The sequence below is a fragment of the Pseudoalteromonas sp. DY56-GL79 genome (genome assembly GCF_041414765.1).
GTDB lineage: Bacteria > Pseudomonadota > Gammaproteobacteria > Enterobacterales > Alteromonadaceae > Pseudoalteromonas > Pseudoalteromonas piscicida.
This window is the reverse complement of record NZ_JANHZS010000011.1, coordinates 58,594-77,761: the sequence shown is the minus strand read 5'-3', so window position 1 is coordinate 77,761 and position 19,168 is coordinate 58,594. Positions and strand designations below refer to the sequence as shown.

At 43.1% G+C, this 19,168-nt stretch carries 16 protein-coding genes and 2 pseudogenes; 6 read left to right on the top strand and 12 right to left on the bottom strand.

What is annotated here, in order from left to right; genetic code table 11:
* Positions 1–95: 95 nt before the first annotated feature.
* The 6 genes from NO992_RS09690 to prs form a co-directional block, all read right to left on the bottom strand.
* Positions 96–635, bottom strand: a complete 540-nt coding sequence (locus NO992_RS09690) for a carboxymuconolactone decarboxylase family protein (protein ID WP_253105881.1) — start codon at positions 633–635, stop codon at positions 96–98.
* 202 nt (positions 636–837) lie between these two features.
* Positions 838–1,713: a retropepsin-like aspartic protease gene (locus tag NO992_RS09685; RefSeq protein WP_371376513.1), complete on the bottom strand. Its 876-nt coding sequence runs from the start codon at positions 1,711–1,713 to the stop codon at positions 838–840.
* Between the two features lie 66 nt (positions 1,714–1,779).
* Positions 1,780–3,159 carry a sensor histidine kinase gene (locus NO992_RS09680; protein ID WP_371376510.1) on the bottom strand — a complete coding sequence of 460 codons (1,380 nt, stop codon included), beginning with the start codon at positions 3,157–3,159 and terminating at the stop codon, positions 1,780–1,782.
* Positions 3,156–3,851 carry a response regulator transcription factor gene (locus NO992_RS09675; RefSeq protein WP_371376507.1) on the bottom strand — a complete coding sequence of 232 codons (696 nt, stop codon included), beginning with the start codon at positions 3,849–3,851 and terminating at the stop codon, positions 3,156–3,158. The genes NO992_RS09680 and NO992_RS09675 overlap by 4 nt, the downstream gene beginning before the upstream one ends.
* A gap of 114 nt (positions 3,852–3,965) precedes the next feature.
* On the bottom strand, positions 3,966–5,561 hold the full coding sequence (locus tag NO992_RS09670; RefSeq protein ID WP_371376504.1) for a nicotinate phosphoribosyltransferase: 1,596 nt from the start codon (positions 5,559–5,561) through the stop codon (positions 3,966–3,968).
* Between the two features lie 11 nt (positions 5,562–5,572).
* Positions 5,573–6,427, bottom strand: coding sequence for a ribose-phosphate diphosphokinase (prs, locus tag NO992_RS09665; protein WP_371376501.1), 855 nt, complete (start codon positions 6,425–6,427; stop codon positions 5,573–5,575).
* 178 nt (positions 6,428–6,605) lie between these two features.
* Here prs and NO992_RS09660 point away from each other — a divergent pair, with 178 nt between their 5' ends.
* Positions 6,606–7,307, top strand: a complete 702-nt coding sequence (locus NO992_RS09660; protein WP_010376576.1) for an NUDIX domain-containing protein — start codon at positions 6,606–6,608, stop codon at positions 7,305–7,307.
* A gap of 20 nt (positions 7,308–7,327) precedes the next feature.
* Here the strand turns inward: NO992_RS09660 and NO992_RS09655 are convergent, their stop codons facing one another.
* Positions 7,328–8,188: a LysR family transcriptional regulator gene (locus tag NO992_RS09655; protein WP_371376497.1), complete on the bottom strand. Its 861-nt coding sequence runs from the start codon at positions 8,186–8,188 to the stop codon at positions 7,328–7,330.
* An 89-nt stretch (positions 8,189–8,277) separates the two neighbouring features.
* On the opposite strand from NO992_RS09655, the gene NO992_RS09650 reads away from it, so the two are divergent.
* Both NO992_RS09650 and NO992_RS09645 read left to right on the top strand, forming a co-directional pair.
* Complete coding sequence (locus NO992_RS09650) at positions 8,278–8,508, top strand: DUF2798 domain-containing protein (protein ID WP_010606951.1); 231 nt, start codon at positions 8,278–8,280, stop codon at positions 8,506–8,508.
* Positions 8,489–8,791, top strand: a complete 303-nt coding sequence (locus tag NO992_RS09645) for a putative quinol monooxygenase (protein WP_371376494.1) — start codon at positions 8,489–8,491, stop codon at positions 8,789–8,791. The genes NO992_RS09650 and NO992_RS09645 overlap by 20 nt, the downstream gene beginning before the upstream one ends.
* Before the next feature lie 253 nt (positions 8,792–9,044).
* On the opposite strand, the gene NO992_RS09640 is transcribed toward NO992_RS09645, so the two are convergent.
* Positions 9,045–9,431: a hypothetical protein gene (locus NO992_RS09640; RefSeq protein ID WP_010376585.1), complete on the bottom strand. Its 387-nt coding sequence runs from the start codon at positions 9,429–9,431 to the stop codon at positions 9,045–9,047.
* A gap of 432 nt (positions 9,432–9,863) precedes the next feature.
* Here NO992_RS09640 and NO992_RS09635 point away from each other — a divergent pair, with 432 nt between their 5' ends.
* Positions 9,864–10,835: a transposase gene (locus tag NO992_RS09635; RefSeq protein WP_371376491.1), complete on the top strand. Its 972-nt coding sequence runs from the start codon at positions 9,864–9,866 to the stop codon at positions 10,833–10,835.
* 330 nt (positions 10,836–11,165) lie between these two features.
* Positions 11,166–11,345: pseudogene (locus tag NO992_RS09630) on the top strand (transposase); the annotation flags it as partial.
* 261 nt (positions 11,346–11,606) lie between these two features.
* Here NO992_RS09630 and NO992_RS09625 read toward each other — a convergent pair.
* Positions 11,607–12,503, bottom strand: a complete 897-nt coding sequence (locus NO992_RS09625) for a hypothetical protein (RefSeq protein WP_253105889.1) — start codon at positions 12,501–12,503, stop codon at positions 11,607–11,609.
* Between the two features lie 411 nt (positions 12,504–12,914).
* On the opposite strand from NO992_RS09625, the pseudogene NO992_RS09620 reads away from it, so the two are divergent.
* Positions 12,915–13,886, top strand: a pseudogene (locus tag NO992_RS09620) (transposase).
* A gap of 509 nt (positions 13,887–14,395) precedes the next feature.
* Here the strand turns inward: NO992_RS09620 and NO992_RS09615 are convergent.
* From NO992_RS09615 to NO992_RS09605, 3 genes are all read right to left on the bottom strand, one after another.
* A complete protein-coding gene (locus tag NO992_RS09615; RefSeq protein ID WP_371376488.1) occupies positions 14,396–16,135 on the bottom strand; it encodes an LA2681 family HEPN domain-containing protein in 1,740 nt (579 codons plus the stop codon).
* Between the two features lie 287 nt (positions 16,136–16,422).
* Positions 16,423–18,243 (bottom strand): glutamine--fructose-6-phosphate transaminase (isomerizing), encoded by a 1,821-nt coding sequence (gene glmS / locus NO992_RS09610; protein WP_371376485.1) that lies wholly within the window; start codon positions 18,241–18,243, stop codon positions 16,423–16,425.
* 10 nt (positions 18,244–18,253) lie between these two features.
* Positions 18,254–19,036, bottom strand: a complete 783-nt coding sequence (locus NO992_RS09605; RefSeq protein WP_010377680.1) for a DeoR/GlpR family DNA-binding transcription regulator — start codon at positions 19,034–19,036, stop codon at positions 18,254–18,256.
* Positions 19,037–19,168 lie beyond the last annotated feature (132 nt).

Genomic DNA, 19,168 nt, shown 5'->3' with positions numbered 1-19,168 from the left:
ATATTAGTGGGAATGAGTACTCAGATAGGCTTACAGCTTGGCGGTTTGGAAAGCGAGTAAATACCTAGTAGAGAGGCTAAATGCCTCTCTACTGATCAGCTAAACGCTTTAAAAGCATCATCCAGCGGAGTATGCGCGATATGATTCACGTAGTTACTCATCACTTTTTGACTTAACGCTAAGATAATTTCCAGCAGATTTTGTTTAGTATAACCTGCGGCAAAAAACGCTTTCGTTTTTGCATCGCTCAACTTGCCACGCTCGCGCAGCATTTCAAGTGTAGTGGCACGCAGCACTTCTAGTTTCTCATCGCCAAGTGGTGCTTGCTCACGCAGCGCTTTGACCAATTCATCACTTACTTTCATTGATTTTGCGATGGCAGAGTGAGCCGGCACACAGTAGTGACATTCATGTTCTACATTAATCGCTTGCCACACCACGGTTTTTTCATCGTTATTAAACGAGCTATTTAAAAAAGCCTCATGTAACACTTGATAGCCATGCAGATGCTCTGGTGATTCCGCCATCACACCATGAAGATTCGGAATACGTCCAAACGCTTGCTGGGATTTCTCAAGTAGTGGTTTACCTTTTTGTGGTGCAGTTTCTACAGTATGGATTGTAAAGTCAGTCATCAGTTGCTCCTCTTGGTGCATTTTGTATTGGTATAACCCGAGATCTAACTAATATCAGGGTAACCACTCATTGGGTGCTAGACTAACCTTACTTGAATGATCATTCAAATAACTATTCGCTATAGTAAACACAATAACTGTCTAAATTAATATGAAATTTAATTAGCTACTGACTGGTCGGGTCAAGCCAGCAGCGTTGGGATCAAAAGTAAATTTTGTTCTCAGCGTAGTCGATAATTAGCTTATCATCGTTGAAATTACTTAAACCCAGCAGGATAAACGGCTCGTCTTTATATCCAAGCACCTCAAACACTGGCATATCCGATAAGTGACTTTCAGTATTGATGATTTCCCTGCCACCTAAGCTAAAACGCAGTGATTCTATGGCCACCTTTTTAGTTGCTTGGTCGTTTAACCCTCGGCTGATGTCTTCTTCGCCCAGCGTTAATGCCAGTTTATTGGCCAAGTGTGAATTGATGTAGTTGGTTGGGGCGCCGGTATCAAGCACGGCGTCTACCTCTTCGCCATTAAAACTTGCAGTTAGCTTGATGAAATTATTATCTATTTTAAAACTTTCACTCTCTAAGCCTTGTGTCACGCTATTTGGGCAAGCCCCTTGATACAAACTCAGTTCATTATTTTTAAAATCAAACACATTACAATATTGCGACATGTATCCATGCCCCAAAATTCCAGGCAAGACGCCTTCCACATCTAAGCGGGTCATATCTTTAAATACATAAGGAAGCGACTCAATTGCAAAGTGACCGACGCTGGTGTGGTCTATCGTTGCCAATACTAGCTCTGAGCTGCCACTTGCGCCTTGCACGTCCATTTTGCTTAGCTTGTCTTCAGGCAAGGCTAGTGCTGCTTTCAGATTAACCGGTAAAATACCAACATTCGCAGCACTATCTAAAATCATAGGATGGGTAACCGTATGGTTAAGCGTTGCCATCACATAGGCATGACCTTTCTCGGTATATTTCATCGGTAAGGTTAGCGTTTGTGGCGCGGTAGACGCGGTGTTCCCACAGCCAACGGTGGTAAATGCCAATGCTGATAAAATAATTGCTCTCATAATCTTGCTCTCAAACTGTTGATGTCGTTGTTGAGCTAACTATGCCGAGCAATTGTCAAGCAATTATCAAGTTAGTCGAGAAAACCGAATTGAAAAGCTAGCGCCTTGATTTTCAGTACTGGTCGCGGTCAATGTCGCGCCCATCAGTTCAGCAAGTTGACGGCAAATTGGTAAGCCGAGCCCCAAACTGGATGTATCATGGCGTGATGCCTGCACTCGGTAAAAACGTTCAAATACTTGTGTTAATTGAGTAGGAGACATACCCTGCCCGCGGTCAGTGACCGTGATAACCAGTTCATTGTCCTGATAATGTAGATGTAGCATCACAATGCCGCCATCAGCGCCGTATTTAAACGCATTATCGAGTAGATTCACCACTATCTGTCTGACTCTTCCAGCATCGAGTGTCACCGTTACGCCCGCTTGAATATCCGCTGTCAACGCCACACCTTGCTCCTCAGCTTGCGCTTGATAACGCACCAAAAGCGAAGTCATCAACTCAGAGACATTCACCTGTGCAGGTGACAAAGTCAGCTGCTTTGACTCGGTTAATGATAATAAACACAAGTCGTCGATAATACGGTTAACGTTGTGAAGGTCTTGGGTTATCACCGCTAACTGAGCCTTATCCATCGGGACTATACCGTCTTCCATCGCCTCCAAGCGCGAACGAATGCCGTTAAGTGGTGTTCTAAGCTCATGAGATAAGTCGGAATTCATTTGTTTATACTGCTGATGCAAACCTTGTAGCCAAGCAGCAAGATTATTGAAGCTACTAATGATTTCACCCACTTCATCATGGCGTTTTAGCGCTAAGCGGGTGTCTAACTCGCCCGATTCTATCGCCTTAAAGCTACGTTTGAGCTGTTTAAGTGGCGACAAAAAGTACCATGAACCCAACCAAGCCAGTAATGCTGCAATAATCGATAAGATGACCAAAGTAAGCATAAAATCGTCCAGCATAGCTTGCTGCAGCGCTTCCTTTTCAAACGACCTATCTAGCAATACCTCAGGTAACCAAAACAACTCACCATGTGGTGATAACGCATATTGCGCCTCATTAAATTGCACCACAAACGCCGCGACACCGGGATGATGGATAGCAAATTGATGACCGGATTTGACATGTTCGTAGTCTATGGTGAGCTCGGGGCTGAGGATTTTTACATCCGCTGTTGAGTTAGCATCTCGCCAAATAAATAACTGCTCAGGAAAGGTTGATGCTAAAAACGTTAGCGTCGCTTCTGGGCTCGCAAAGGTTTTGCCAGTCAATGCTTCTTCCACTAAGTCATCATCAAGCAATGAATCACCAAACGTCACCGCACTTTGCTTATTAAATGCTAAAAAAGTGCGCTCGGCTGAGTTTTTAGATAGCTGATAGAAGCTCCCGAGTAGCGCAAAGGTACAAAGCGCCACGAGTAAGGTAAATTTGGTTTTTAGCTTCATGAAGACACCTTACGCGCGATAAATTGATAGCCTTGCCCGTAACGAGTGGCGATAAACTTGGGCTCAGCCTTACTGTCACCTAGTTTTTTACGCAAGTTAGCCAAGTGAGTATCGACTGCCCGATCCGTAATAGGCGCATCACTTCCCCATACTTGTTCGATTAATTGCGCGCGGCTAAATACTTGTTGCGGCTGCTTGGCCATAGTCAGTAATAACTCGAACTCCACAGCCGTTAACGCTGGTGTTTGCTGTGTTACCGTCACCGATTTGCTCTCAAGATTGATACTTAAGCCATCAAACAACAAAGCGGCACTCTGCTGACCACGATAGCTGCGTTTACATAGTGCTTTTGCTCGTGAGATCACTTCTCGTGGGCTGTAAGGCTTACATACATAATCGTCCGCACCAAGCTCAAACCCTTCAAGACGATCGGTTTCAGATACTTTGGCGGTCACCATAATGGTAGGAATGTTGCGCGCAACGGCGTTTTTTAGTAGCTCACGACCATCACCGCCGGGTAGCATGACATCTAAAATAGCGAGTTGAAATGTTAGGTTTTGCAGTGCCCTATGGGCATCTGGGGCGTTATCGAAATAGACAACCTGCATATCCGCTTGTGCCAGATATAAACGTAAGATCTCAGCACTGCTTGGGTCATCTTCTACATATAAAACTGTATATTGGTCAGACATAGGGAGGCGCTTTTTGTACTGATTGTAATTATTAGATGTACAATTGTGAAGTACAAAAGTCGCGATGGCTGGAACCTATCGCGACCAAAAGATAATTGAGAACAACAATGGAATCTAACTAATTTGCGCGCCGATCAAAGCTCTGATCTCACTCAAAGTGGTTTCCTTTAGTAATTTTCCATCTTCAAACACCACTTCTAACAAACCTTGCTTTTCTTCTTCCTCGGTCACATTGTCCTTGCAGATCAACTCACCGTTTACGCGTTCTACTTTGAGCAGTCCCTTTGCTGAGCGCTTTTTGCTGTCGGTTTTTGGCTCTTTAAAAATTGCCACACGCTGGTTGTTTTTAACCACACTAGTTGCTTTTACCGCAGAGCCATGGGTATCGCGAGTGACATATTGGTAGCTGTATGAGCCAATACCAAGCACCACTTTGGACGCAAATCCTTTATCCATCAGTCGCTGTAGAATTTGACGCTGACGCTCAAGGGTAATTGCATCGCCATATATTGCGCCAATATGCTCATCTAGCAATTTAAAGCCTTTATCAGTCACAGTGCCACCAAAGGTATCCCAGAGACATTCTATCAGTCCTTTTACTTCACACTCTTGCAGCTGCGTTGAATGTGGTTCGACTGAATAGTAATTTCCCTGCCAACGATACGCTTCAAAGCCATCTGTCATTGCCATTTCTTGCGCTTGCTGCTGAGAGTCAACCAATTCGCTATATTCTGATACTGGTGAGACACAATACCCAGTCAGGATTTTCACCGGATCTCCGGAGTCTGGACGGATCACCACAGTGCCATCACGCGCCATGATCTCTGCTTTTAATTCTGGCAAATACTCAGTGACTAGCTTCCAAAAATCCCAAGTATCAGAGACCACACTGAGGATCCCAGTCGGTGACTGCTCACGCATCAAATATTGGAAAAACTCGATTTCACCTTCTTGGATCCAAGAACAGGTTACAGAGTGCTCGGTTGCATCTACTGAGCAGCCAACCAGCTCTTTGTCGACATCCGCGCCATAGTACTTTTCAGCAAATAGTACTGCTGGGATGGTATCCGTCCCTACAAGACCAGCCGCGAGGTGACCGAAACCACTCATAGCCGCAGCGTGCTTACCAAACATGCCACGAAAACTAAAGTCATGACCCTGAAACGGCACAATCTCCTGAGGTAAACCGGTTTTTTGAGCAAATTCTCGGAACACTTTTAAATATGCAACTGAGGTGGTAGCGCTCGTTTGGATTGGCCAGTTTTCGCAGCTTAATACCGTCTCAATCATATTGGTTAGCCATTCAAATCCAGGCTTAGTATTGACCACAGTGATGGGTGGTACCTGATACGGTACTAAAGTCCCTTCTGACAGCGCTTTAATCCTCAGCGGTAAATAGCCCAAGTCGTGTAGCGCCTCGAGATAACCCACGTCTACAGGATAGCCCAACATTGCTGTCATGATCCGTCTATGATTTGCCACAGCGGTGTGCTTGTCTGCTGCAAAAAAGTCTTGCCACTCTTCTTGTAAGTAACTTTTGATAAAATACTGCAGCCCCACAAAAGCCACTTTATCGTTATTTGCAACATTGCTTAGTTTGCCGCTACGCGAAGTAAAGTTTGCATAAACCTCTGTTACTTCGGGGTGATAAGCGCGGCTGTGAAATTCTTTATATACGTCTTTTTGCATACTTGCTGCGGTAATTGTCATGGCAATGTTCCTTATAATTCAATCATGTTGAGTTGCACATCGTGGTGCTCGGCTAAGTCGCCTTTATCACGGCACGAATTAGTCGTGTAAACGGTATCGATCAGTCCACTAAAAACGCCTAATCCTTGAGAGAAAATACCGTGTGTTACGTAAAGCGCAATTGAGTTAGCGCCTTGTGCTTTTAGTACCTTAGCAAGTTCAGTGAAGGTTCTGCCACCATCGCAAATATCATCAACGATCAGTAAATCTTTACCCTTTACCTCACCAAGTACCTGCGTTTGTACAATCTCCCCCGTTTTAAGGTTACGTACTTTTTGTGCTTGGATCACCTCAACTTCACCACCAAAATGCTGCGCAATTTTCAGTGTTTTTTTACTCGCTCCAGCATCTGGTGAGACTAAACTAAGTGCACCGCACTGTAACTGTTGCTGTAAAGCCGGACACTGAGATATCAATGTCGTTTGCTCAACATTCTCCACTCGCTCAAGGAGTGCAGGTACAACCTCGCTATGTGCATCCCACACGGTTACTTTGTCTAGCGCCAGTTGATTGATAAGTGACGCCATCACTTTTGCACCTAGCGCCTCACCCGATACGCATACTCTGTCTTGGCGCGCGTAGGGGAAATAGGGTAACACTAGTTCTATTGGCGTCCGCGCCAAACAAAGTCGCTTCAATGCATCCACCGCCATCAGTAAACGCATGATATGAGAAGAATTGGTCACTCTGGCTGTGATTTGAACTTTTTCGCAATCACGGAAATCAAATGCTTTGAAACGAACATGCTCTTCCCCACCAGAGAAGGTAAACGCTTCATATTTAACATCTTTTTTGTTTCCAGAGAATTCATAACTCGTGACTTTCATAACCTTTCCTTAATAATGTCCCTAAGACACAAATAAGGTATCAAACATTTTTTGATCAATCAACAACTTTATGTCTAAAAGACATTTAATGTTTATTTTTAACATAGGGATATTCAGTATATTTGCCATACTGGCCACAATTGTTTATTGTGTCTAAAAGACACAAACTAAAAATATCATGAGCCCTGATTACGATTTAACCCAATACCAAAACCCACTGTTCACGGTAGACAGCGTGCTATTTACAATTTTGCAGGACAGCTTAAAAGTGCTGCTGGTGAAACGCGCTAACGCTCCCTTTAAAGGCCGCTGGGGATTACCTGGAGGGTTTGTTGATGTTGAACTGGATGACAACACGGATATGAGCGCGCTACGTAAGATCAAAGAGAAAACCAGTGTCGCCCCACAATACCTAGAGCAACTTCAGGCCTTTTCTGGGATCAACCGTGATCCGCGAGGCTTTAGTGTCACCTTGGTTTATTACGCCTTGATTTCACCTCAGCAAGTGGCAACGCAAATTGACTCGGTAGATGATGTGAGATGGGTGGATCTTAGCGAGATCCCAGATCTCGCCGTGGCTTTTGATCATAAACACATTATTGAAAAGGCCAAGGCAAGGCTGCAGCAAAAGGCGTTATATTCCATGATCCCGGTTTATTGTTTGCCTGATCAATTTACCATTGGACAACTCAAAACCGCCATTGAAGCCATTATCGCCAAACCCATTCAGCGCAAGAGCTTGGTAAGACGAATTGAAGCCTCAAACATGTTTGAAGCACTGGATGAAAAGGTCAAGTCAGGCGGACGGTTAGCACAGCTCTATAAACTAAAGCCTGATGTCGATATTGTGCATTTTGAGCGAAATCTGAGCTTAGGATAAAAATGCGGTTGTGGCAGTGTTCAGTTCAAAGATAAAACTGCCCCTTGCAGATAATCAAGCTCCTGACACCGCATTTGCAGTAACTCAATAAAATCTCTGGTGTAAGTCGGTGGAGTCCGTTGATTTGGCCAAAGCGCGTAGATGTTGCGAGTAAATTGGCAGTCACCGATATAGCTAAATGCGGTTTGAGATTGCGCTGCCAACGCTGCAATTTCTGTCATCGGCAATACGCCCGCACCGTTAGCCGAGCTTACCAATTTACGCACTAAGGTAATATCACCCACATAAGAGACGTGGCTAAACTGCGCCAGCAGTGCTCGCCACTCATCGGTTGCGGGTAGTTGCGATGCTTTAAAGGGCAAAAACAAGGTTTTTGTAGTCGCAATATTCTTGGCTACCACCGCTCTTACCGCAATTTGCCCCAGCCGCTTTTGATAGACGCTTGAATCATCCAGCTCCCCAACTCGCACGGTTAAATCAAACCGCTTTTGGCTGAGTAAGGCCACGCTATTAGCAGGCTCCACATGCAATTGGATCTCAGGATGCTGGGCCTGAAACGATTGCAGCGCATTATACAAAGGACCAATCATTAAGTTTTGCGGGCATAACAGGTGAAAAGTAGACGCTTCTAGTGTTGATAACGCCTCACTTTGCGCTTGTAAGGCGAGCAAAGACTCCGCCATTTTATCCACCACCGCCTGACCATGATTCGTTAATGTAAGTCCTCTGGCGCTACGCAGTAAGAGCGGATAACCGAGTTTTTCTTCCAGCGCTAACATCCGCTTAGATAAGGTCGGCGCGCCTATGCCAAGGTCTTCTGCCGCTTTCGCAAAACTTCCTCGGCGGCTTACCTCAACAAAGAGTCGTAAGTCATCTAGCATGGTTATCTCCGCAATCTTAGCTTTCCATTTTTGCCATTCTGATCGGCTGGCAACTCCCTACAATCATACCAACAGCCAAAGGAGGAAACATGCAAAAACTCATTTTTACATTACTGCTGTCATTGTGCCTGTCGTTTATGGTGTCTGGATGGGTCACGTACATCAATTTGGGATTAGTGGCAGACTTCACCACGCGATGGGCGCATGCCTTTGCTAATGCTTGGCCGGCCTCGTTCATCGCCGCCTATGTTTTATCAGCCCCAGTTACCGCCGTTACTAAACGCATTATGGAGAAATATCATGGCCAACAGCCACAATAACGTCAACTTTATCGCCCATATCACGCCTAAAACCGAGCACTATCAAGATTGTATTAACGCCATTCAAGAGATCTTGCCAGCCACTCGAGCAGAAGTAGGATGTTTACGCTTTGAACTTTATGAAAATGAAAACCGCACCCAGCTTACCTTAGTTGAGCGCTTCATCGATCAAGCCGCATTCGATTTTCATCATCAGCAAGCTTACACCAAACAGGTATTTACACAGTATCAAGGATGGTTGGCAAAAGCGGTAGATATAGTCCCTTTATCGCCTATATGGTAATTAAAGTGAGAATCATCAAAAAATTGAAAGGATCGAGAGGATACTTATTTATTGCCTACCTACTTGAATCAACTTTTAGTGGGTCATTGCATAATTCAGTGGTTTGATAAGATATAGCCGTCATGACTTTGCCCAAGCTTTTATCACTGGGTAGTCAAAATTAACGGTAAATAGACACTCTGTATATGGATGTGAGAAAAAGTACCTAAAGCAATGGAAGGTGTACACACTTTCCATTGCGAAATAGCAAGGCTTAGAAGCTTAGCATTTTTTTAACATGACAAACTTGAGGTAATACATTTTTTTGCACCTCAAATTGTACTCTGTCGCCTTCAGAGATTGTCGCTGCGATGTTTGTTACTCTTTCAAGAATAGTAGGATCGCTGTAGCTTACAGTGCCATTCATTACGCAGCGGAACTTACGTCCATTAGAGTCTTGAGCATTTACCGTTAAATGGTTTTCGCTCACATTCATAGAGAAAGTGCCTGCTTGGCTGTGGTTTAACACAACTTCAGCAGTTTGGATGACCACGCTACCATAATCTACTTCTGTGATTTTTACTTCAGCAGCAGAAGCCGACCCTGCAGATACACCTAACGCTAAAACGGTTGCACCCAAAACTTTGTTTAATGCTTTCATTGTATATTATTCCTTTATACATTTATTAAGTTCATTTATTAGAAAAGCCCTTGAAATCTAAGGCATTGCAAACTTAACACACAACAAATTTAAATAAAACAAAACAAGTTTAAATATTTTTTAACACACCACGTAACTAGTTTAAGATTCAATTTGAACAAGCACACGCAGACACCATTACCGCATTAATAGCCCGGGACACAGCATTCCCCGTTGCCGATATAATCGAAGCTCTAGAAGAAAACGGCTACCACAGATATGTTGCAGAGCTTAGTGCTTAGTACTTACCACAGATAGTCAATAAGGTTAGTGTGTGTAAATCAAAGACACCCTCTGTGTGTAAATCAAAGACACCCTCCACTAATTTGTGCCTTTTTTAAAAAAGTCGTCTACGCTCTAATTCTGCACTCAAAGGATTGAGGAAAACAAAGGATGGCTACTGCCCGTAAAAACCAAATCAGCTTAACCGACACCAAATACTACCACTGTATCTCCCGTTGCGTGAGGCGTGCCTTTCTGTGTGGTGAAGATAAATTCACCGGAAAATCATACGAACATCGCCGGGATTGGGTTGAAGAGAAGCTATTGATGTTGGGGTCTGTGTTTTGTATTGATATCTGTGCTCATGCTGTGATGAGTAATCACACTCACATTGTTTTATATGTTGATGATAAAAAGGCTAAGCGTCTTTCGGATGAAGCGATTGTGATGCGGTGGCACAAGTTGTTTAAAGGTAATTGGATAAGCCAAAAGTTTATTGAAGGAGAGCCTCTCAGCGAGTCGGAACAATTGATATTCGACGAGTTGGTTGATGAGTACAGAGAAAGGCTCGCAGATATTAGCTGGTTTATGCGGGTACTTAACGAAGACATCGCCCGCCGAGCAAATAACGAAGATAATTGTACAGGTCGGTTTTGGGAAGGACGGTTTAAATCCCAAGCATTACTGGATGAGGCAGCACTGGCTGCTTGTCTCGCTTACGTAGACCTAAACCCAATTAGAGCCAAAATCGCCGCAACGCCTGAAACCTCAGACTACACCAGCATCAAAAAGCGCATTGACCATGCGAAATTAGGGAAACAACCAAAAAGCCTATTACGCTTCGCTGGCAGCCCCCGAAAACATATGCCAAAAGGGCTGCCTTTTGAACTCAAGTTTTATATAGAATTAGTTGAGCTTACCGGTCAATGTATTCGCACCGACAAAAGCGGTGCCATCTTTGAGTCTCAACCTATTCTGTCTCGACTAAACATCGAACCTGATAACTGGATGAAGCTCACTACACAATTTTCTCGGGTTTTCCACGGCGCGGTGGGTCGAGAACAAGTACTCACAGCTTATTGTGGAACCCTTAAAAAACGACGGCGCACAAATCTAGCAAATTGTGCACGTTTGCTGGCTTAACCAAATAACGCCTTTAGCGATACCCCCTCAAGCTGTGCAAATTACAGCGCCCTTGTCGTGCGTGATACACTAGTTTTAGTGTCGAAAAATGAGCAAACACCAACAACTACCTTATTTTAGAAGCGCTTTTGATACGAATAATGAACAACCTTGTACAAAGCTAAGTCGAAACTGCCATAACCATGGTAAGCAAATAGTAGTGGCTGTCAGTATTGTTTGCTGGACAGAAATCATTTTCGTTTTTCGGTTAAGCCAATGCAAATCGTATTAGGTTGTGTATGGATAGTGCAGCTTTGATGACAAATAATTATGGGTGTCTTTATAACCCCATTTAAAGAGGATTCATCAAGAATTTGTCTCGATGGTGCGGTGGAAAATATGGCCCTATTCAGGCGCTTTGTAATGAATATGCTCAAGCAGTGTGAATGCGGCTTACCGAGTCAACGCAGCAAATTGAAAACAGCTGGCTGGAACGACAAATTTAGGGCACAGGTGTTCTTTGGCTTATAAGTAATCAAAGTATGCTCCGCCCCTGACATAGAAGCCCCCCCACCAATTTCATCGATTTCTGTAAACAAACAAAATGTTGTTTATAAAGATCATTCAAATTTCAGAAAAGTAAGCCTTAGCAATGCTGTTGAAGCAAAACAGTTTGTAGCTTGGTTGCTTACCATGTAACTCATAAATAAGCATACTCGTTGAACAGTTACGTGTCCTATAGATATTAGTCAAAAGACGCCAAATGCGCCTTTGTTTGAAACCACAAGATAATTAAGTAGACTCACTTTTTAGTCTCAAGTTTTTAATCACTTGGATATCTACCCAATGTTGTTTTCCTTCATAAACACGTTTACCGCTTCCATTCACATGCCAATCGCCTCGATTAAAGAAAAAATATTTTCCATCAGGTGATAATTGAGGAGAGCTTTCTTGTTTCTCCGTGTTTATTGCAGCCCCCATATTTATAACCTTTGACCAAGTACCATCTTGCTTTTTAAAACTAATATAGAGATCAGATTGTCCAAAACCCTCAGCTCGTTGCACACTCCAAATCAAATAAGACTCATCGGGCGCTATCATAGAACCTGCAATGTACTCTCCTTGATTCATATCGTCTCTTAGCTTTATAGGCTCTTCATACTGCCCGTTAATAAGACGCGAATAATACAAAGCGCCAACAATGCCCCGCTCTTTATATCCGGTGAAATAATAAGTGCCACTCGCAGAAACCGATCGTCCATGCGCCATATGTTTTATGAACGCGCCAGGGCTTTTAGGCTCTGACCAACCATCTCCTTCGCGTTCTCGATACATTTTGCCTATAAACATTTTGTTTCCGTCATAAGAAAACTGCGGCCAACGTAGATCTGTTTCTGACGCCTTTCCCCACTGACTATTTTCTTTATGGATAACAAAGAAGCCTCGCTTTTTGTCTTCGCCTATCGCTTTGGTGAAGTAAAAAGACTGCATATCTGGCGTGAATGTACCGCTTTCAAACTCCCCGTTTGGTGAAACTATTTTAGGCTCAAAGATCTTCGGCACTAAACCCGGTGGCTGCTCACCAAAATACATACTTTCTTTTACATTGGTTTTATCTTCAGCATGATTCATAGAGCAACCGCTGAGATTTAAAAATAATAGGGTGAGTAAAGCTAAATTCGACTTCATGGTTTGTCCTTAATGGTGATTTAAGAACCACTGACATTAGCAGTTCAAATACAAAAAACCTGACGTCTTGATGAATTGTGCCTGATTGTTACTCATACTGTCTTTTTAAGTGCGTAGTACCACAAACTTACGATTTAAATAAATAGAAAAATATCTAGTAAGAAATTGTATTTAATAAATAAGTTTTCTGCTTTGGCTTTTAGAATGCAAACTTCAGAAACCCATAAGGGGAAATGAGTCATGAGATTTTTAAGACGGATTAATTTGAACCGTTATAAAAAAGGCGCTGAATGCGCCTTTAGTATCTTGATTTTGAGCAAGTAAACCAAAGACACCCACCACTAATTTGTGCCTTTTTTAAAAGTCGTCTACGCTCTAATTCTGCACTCAAAGGATTGAGGAAAACAAAGGATGGCTACTGCCCGTAAAAATCAAATCAGCTTAACCGACACCAAATACTACCACTGTATCTCCCGTTGCGTGAGGCGCGCGTTTTTATGCGGTGAAGATAAATTGACCGGAAAATCCTATGAACATCGCCGTGATTGGGTTGAAGAAAAGCTCCTGATATTGGCAGCTGTTTTCTGTATCGACGTCTGTGCTTATGCGGTGATGAGTAACCACACTCACCTTGTTCTGCACGTTGATGATAAAAAGGCCAAGCGCTTATCAGATAAAGCCGTTGTAATACGCTGACACAAGCTGTTTAAAGGTAATTGGGTAACTTGGAAGTTTATCGAGGAAGAGCCTCTAAGCGAGTCGGAGCAGTTGATACTCAGTGAATATACTTCCAAATACAGACAAAGACTGGCTGATATTAGTTGGTTTATGCGGGTACTCAACGAGGATATTGCCCGTAGAGCAAATAAAGAGGATGAGTGTACAGGCCGGTTCTGGGAAGGACGATTTAAATCTCAGCCCTTGCTGGACGAAGCAGCATTAGCTGCTTGTATGACATACGTTGACTTAAACCCTATTCGAGCTAAATTAGCCCCAACACCTGAAACCTCTGACTTTACCAGTATCAAAAAGCGTATCGACCATGCAAGGCAAGGGAAACAACCAAAAAGCCTATTACGGTTTGCGGGAAGCCCCCGAAAACATATGCCAAAAGGGCTGCCTTTTGAACTCAAGTTTTATATAGAATTAGTTGAGCTTACCGGTCAATGTATTCGCACCGACAAAAGCGGTGCCATCTTTGAGTCTCAACCTATTCTGTCTCGACTAAACATCGAACCTGATAACTGGATGAAGCTCACTACACAATTTTCTCGGGTTTTCCACGGCGCGGTGGGTCGAGAGCAAGTACTCACAGCTTATTGTGGAACCCTTAAAAAACGACGGCGCACAAATCTAGCAAATTGTGAACGCTTGCTAGCTTAACCAAATAACGCCTTTAGCGATAACCCCTCAAGCTGTGCAAATTACAGCGCCCTTGTCGTGCGTGATACACTAGTTTTAGTGTCGAAAAATGAGCAAACACCAACAGCTACCTTATTTTAGAAGCGCTTTTGATACACATAATGAACAACCTTGTACAAAGCTAAGTCGAAACTGCCATAACCATCGTGAGTAAATAATCGTGGGTGTCAGTGCTGCTAGTGCTCTAAATGATACTCGCCCAGAAATAAATATTCATACTAATTCCTACTACAAAGTCTGAGTCACGCTACAACTGAGTAATAAAGTATCATACTGGTTGTCTTGAGCATCCACAGATTGATCGGCCCCATTCAAACACGTTTCTGGACATTTCCGTGTTAAGACCAGATTACTGTACAGATTCTTTAAGATTAGTTTTTCTACCCTAAATAAGGGAACTTGCCTCTATTGAGCAAGATAGATTCACCAACACACTACAATCAGCAGTATGAATCCCCCTCAATGATCTACTAGTCTTTTAATGGCACATCCATGGGTATATATAACCCTTCATCTGGTCGTTTTTTCTCTTCGAAATGAAGAGCCAGCGATAGATACATAATTGAATTTCTAGCCAATTTTATCAATGTCATTAAATGTGATTCAAACTGACTAATAGGTATTAAAAGTGTATGAGAAGAAAGCATTTCTTTCTCACGAATCTTTGACTCTAAAATTGATACTTTTGAGTTCAGCGTGTTTTCTTGCTCTTCAAACTGAGTCATTAGAGAGTTGCTACCATCTTTTTTAGCTTTTTTCTTGGCGCTGTAAACTTCTTTCAATTGGTTTTGGAGTTTTAAAATCTCTAGCTTTATCTTGTTCAGCTCATCTTCATGATAGCTGTTATGAGACTGAGTAAGTTCATAACCGAAATCATCGACAATCTTGAGCGACCGATGCTCCATTGCATTTCTAATTTCAGCAAACGCTTTTGCATCTGGATCAATCCACTTAGAGACAGAAGTGGAGTTTGTAACGTCTCGAATATCTTTCAATATGTAAAACAACGCATGAATGAAATGATTATCGCTGTCTTTCAGCTTCTGATGTGGTTTCCAGTTCTTCTTCCAGTTCTTAGCTTTGAAATCCCTGAAAAGATTATCGATACTGATCATCTTGTCGTCTTTGAGTTCATTCAAATCGAGAAAACGACTCACAAAGTATGCCAATTTATCAAATAGTGAATACAGTATTCTAAATGCTGATTTATAGTGACCAATTTTTAAGTTGTCGATTGAGTGTGACATATCATCAACATGCTGGTAGGTAGAATTAAAAAAGTGCTGGGCATCATTTGGTATACTTTCTGCTGAAAAAATCAGGTAACGAGCATAGCAGTAATCATTTTTTAGCTCGTCAAAATTGCCGTGATAAGCTAGCTCTTCATGCATATTTAGAGATGTGTTTATAGCTCTAGCGAATGAGGGCAAAGTAAGCACATCTTGATAAGAAATCTCATATTCGCAAACGTCATTTAAGTCATTGATAAAAAGCGCGTTTCTTGCACACCACTCCAAATACTGCTTGTGCTTTTTTGTTTCATAATTATCAAATTTATCTTTAAAATAATCAAAATCAGAGACTTCAAACGTTTGCTCAAACCATTCTTTGAATCTCAATAGATAACCTTCACCTTCAAGGTCTATTCTCTGCTCAGGATACAGTTGATCAATGTTGTTAATTGCTTCATTTATTAGTTGGTATGCCACCAAATAGTGATACTCTTTATGCCCATTATCATAAAGCGACTCTCCTAAGAAGAGTTGGTTTCGAGCTTTCGAAGCAATGGCTTCAATCTTATTGTTTATCGAGATGGCTTGATCATAGAGTGGTATACAACAGAAAGCTCTTCCTTGAGATGAAAGACAATTTGCCAGATTAGTCAAAACCATAGACCTGAGGTTTTCATATGCACGGACATTGTTAACATCCTCATTCCAATTGACTTCAGGAATGCTATGTAACGCTTGTCGATAAAAAATCACAGCTTTCATCAAATCATCTGAGTACCACTCAACGTTTCTAGCTTCATAAAGAACAGAGTAGCAATTTGCTAATGTATAGAAGTAATGAGCCTCATATAGAGAGTGTTCAAAGTCAAAATCTAGCTTTGTGAGTCTCTCAATTAACTTCTCCAAAGAGGCGTAATCATGACTGATGATATGTTGATCGGCTTCTTTACTGAAATCATTAAGTTCATTTCTCGTCATTAACAAAATGGCACCTCAAATATCTATGTGACGTAAATTGCGCCTACCTAGTAGGTGCTTAACTGCATAGTAAGTTGATTAGGATAATTTGGTCAAATGACACGTATCAGAACTCATACGAGCAATAGTTCTAACACGGAAAGGGGCATTTTCGATTTAGAAATGGCAGCGTATCGACTCGCTAGCTGCCATTTTAGTATGATACTTTAATACTTAGTATGAATCTTTATTACTTGGTATGAGACTTTATTACTCTCTCACAATCTGAGGCGCTTGCGCGCCTTCTCTTATTCTACCGTTACACTCTTTGCCAGATTTCTCGGTTGGTCAACATCGGTGCCTTTGATCACGGCGACATAGTATGAAAGTAGCTGTAGTGGTATGGTGTAAACCACTGGGGCGATGATGTTTTCTACGTGGTTGACGTTCATTACTCGCATAGTGTCGTCTGAGGCAAAGTTTGAGTCTTTGTCCGCGAATACGTAGATGATACCGCCGCGTGCGCGCACTTCTTCAACGTTTGATTTGAGCTTTTCAAGCAGCTCGTTGTTTGGTGCAACGACGATGATTGGCATATCAGCGTCGATAAGCGCTAGCGGCCCGTGTTTTAGCTCGCCTGCTGCATAAGCTTCGGCGTGGATGTAGGAGATCTCTTTAAGCTTAAGCGCACCTTCCATTGCGATTGGGTATTGTGAACCACGGCCAAGGAACAATGAGTGATGTTTGTCGGCGAATTCTTCTGCCAGTAGCTCAATACCGTCAGCCATGCTTAGGGTTTCTTCAAGCTTGGTTGGCAGGGTTTTAATGGCGTTGACGATTGCACTTTGGTCACGGCCTTTTTCCTGCGCGATCGATGCAGTTAGCATCAATAAGCCAACTAATTGAGTCGTAAATGCTTTGGTTGATGCCACCCCAATTTCAGCGCCGGCTTTGGTCATAAAGGCAAGATCTGACTCACGTACTAGCGATGAGCCAGGTACGTTACAGATGGTCATCGACGCCATATAGCCTTGCTCTTTGGCAAGACGCAGTGCCGCGAGCGTGTCTGCGGTTTCGCCCGATTGTGAAATGGTTACCAGTAGGCTGTTTTCGTGAACGAATGAGTCGCGGTAGCGAAATTCTGAGGCGATTTCAACGTTACAGCTTACGCCTGCAAATTGCTCCAGCCAGTAGCGTGCCACCATGCCTGAGTGGTAAGACGTACCGCATGCGATGATCTGTACGTGTTTTACATCTTTAAAGATTTCGTTGGCTTTGTCGCCAAATGCGTCGATACTAACGCGATCGTTGTCTAAACGGCCTTCAAGTGTATTACGTACGGCCATTGGCTGCTCGTAGATTTCTTTTAGCATGTAGTGGCGGTATTCGCCTTTGCCCGACACATCTTGCGTGATGTTAGACTCAACCACTTCGCGCTCTACAGAATTGCCGTTAATGTCGAAGATTTCTACCGTTTCGCGAGTAATGCGTGCTACATCGCCTTCTTCTAGGAAGATAAAGCTGCGTGTTACTGGTAATAGCGCGAGTTGATCAGAGGCAATAAAGTTTTCGCCAAGGCCAAGGCCGATAACCAGTGGGCTGCCTGAGCGTGCCACGATGATTTCATCTTGATTGGCTTTATCAAATAATACCGTGCCGTATGCACCTTCAAGCTGTTTTACCGCTGCTTGCACGGCAGCAAGTAATGTAGTGTGTTGCTGTCTGAGTTGATGGATCAGGTGTACCATCACTTCGGTGTCGGTGTCAGATAAAAACTCGTAGCCGTCTTCTTTTAACGCCGCGCGCAAACCTTCGTGGTTTTCAATAATACCGTTGTGTACCAGCGCAATTTCGCTATTAGAAATATGCGGGTGCGCGTTAGCTTCTGTTACGCCACCGTGTGTTGCCCAGCGCGTGTGCGCGATACCAGTAGTACCTTTTACTTCTGCATTTTCAAGCGCAGATTCTAGGTTTACCACTTTACCTACGGCTTTCACGCTATTGAGTGCGCCGCCTTCGCAAAGCGCGACACCCGCAGAGTCATAACCACGGTACTCAAGGCGTTTTAGGCCTTCGATAAGAATTTTGTTTACTGGACGCTCAGCAACAGCGCCTACGATTCCACACATAATCTCTCCATTATTTGCACGTTGTGTGTAGTTCAGCACAGATAAGTTGTATGCCACGCGCTTCGATCGCTTGGCGGAGGTCATCGGCCAAGTTGTTGTCGGTGATCAAAGTGGTGATCTGTGCCCAAGGTATTTCTAAGTTTGGAATTTTACGGCCAATCTTGTCGGATTCGACCATCACAATCACTTCACGGGCTGACTTTGCCATCACACGGCTCAGCCCAATTAATTCGTTGAATGTGGTTGTGCCGCGCTCTACATCAATGCCATCGGCACCAATAAAAAGCTGGTCAAAGTCATAGGATTGCAGTACTTGTTCTGCTACTTGCCCTTGAAAGGATTCTGAGTGCGGATCCCATGTCCCGCCGGTCATCAATAAGGTTGGCTCATTTTCTAGTGATAACAATCGATTAGCGATATTCATCGCATTGGTCATCACGACTAAGCCGCGCTTTTGTGCAAGCTCAGGAATTAGGGTTTCTGTGGTTCTGCCGCTATCGATAATGATGCGATTGTGATCTTTAATCAGCTCAGCGGCCGCTTTGGCAATGGCCGTTTTACGTACCGAGTCTTGCTCGTCTTTACCTGATGCGGTGATCTCCTTAGGAAGGGCTATCGCACCGCCATAGCGGCGTAGTAACAGGCCACTTTTTTCTAGTGCTGTTAAATCCTTACGAATCGTAACTTCTGACGTTTCAAACTCAGCAGCGAGTGATTCTACGCTTACTTCACCGTATTCATTTACCCATGAAAGAATAGTATGTCTGCGCTGTTGAGTGTTTCGTTTAGTCATTAAATAAGTTTCGTTTCGAAATTTAAGGCGATTATAGTCGAAACTTCAAAACCTAAACAAGTTAAATTTTGCACTGAACAAATTTTAACTGGAAATATTTTGGTCATCAGGATACATTTCCCAGTTGAGGTA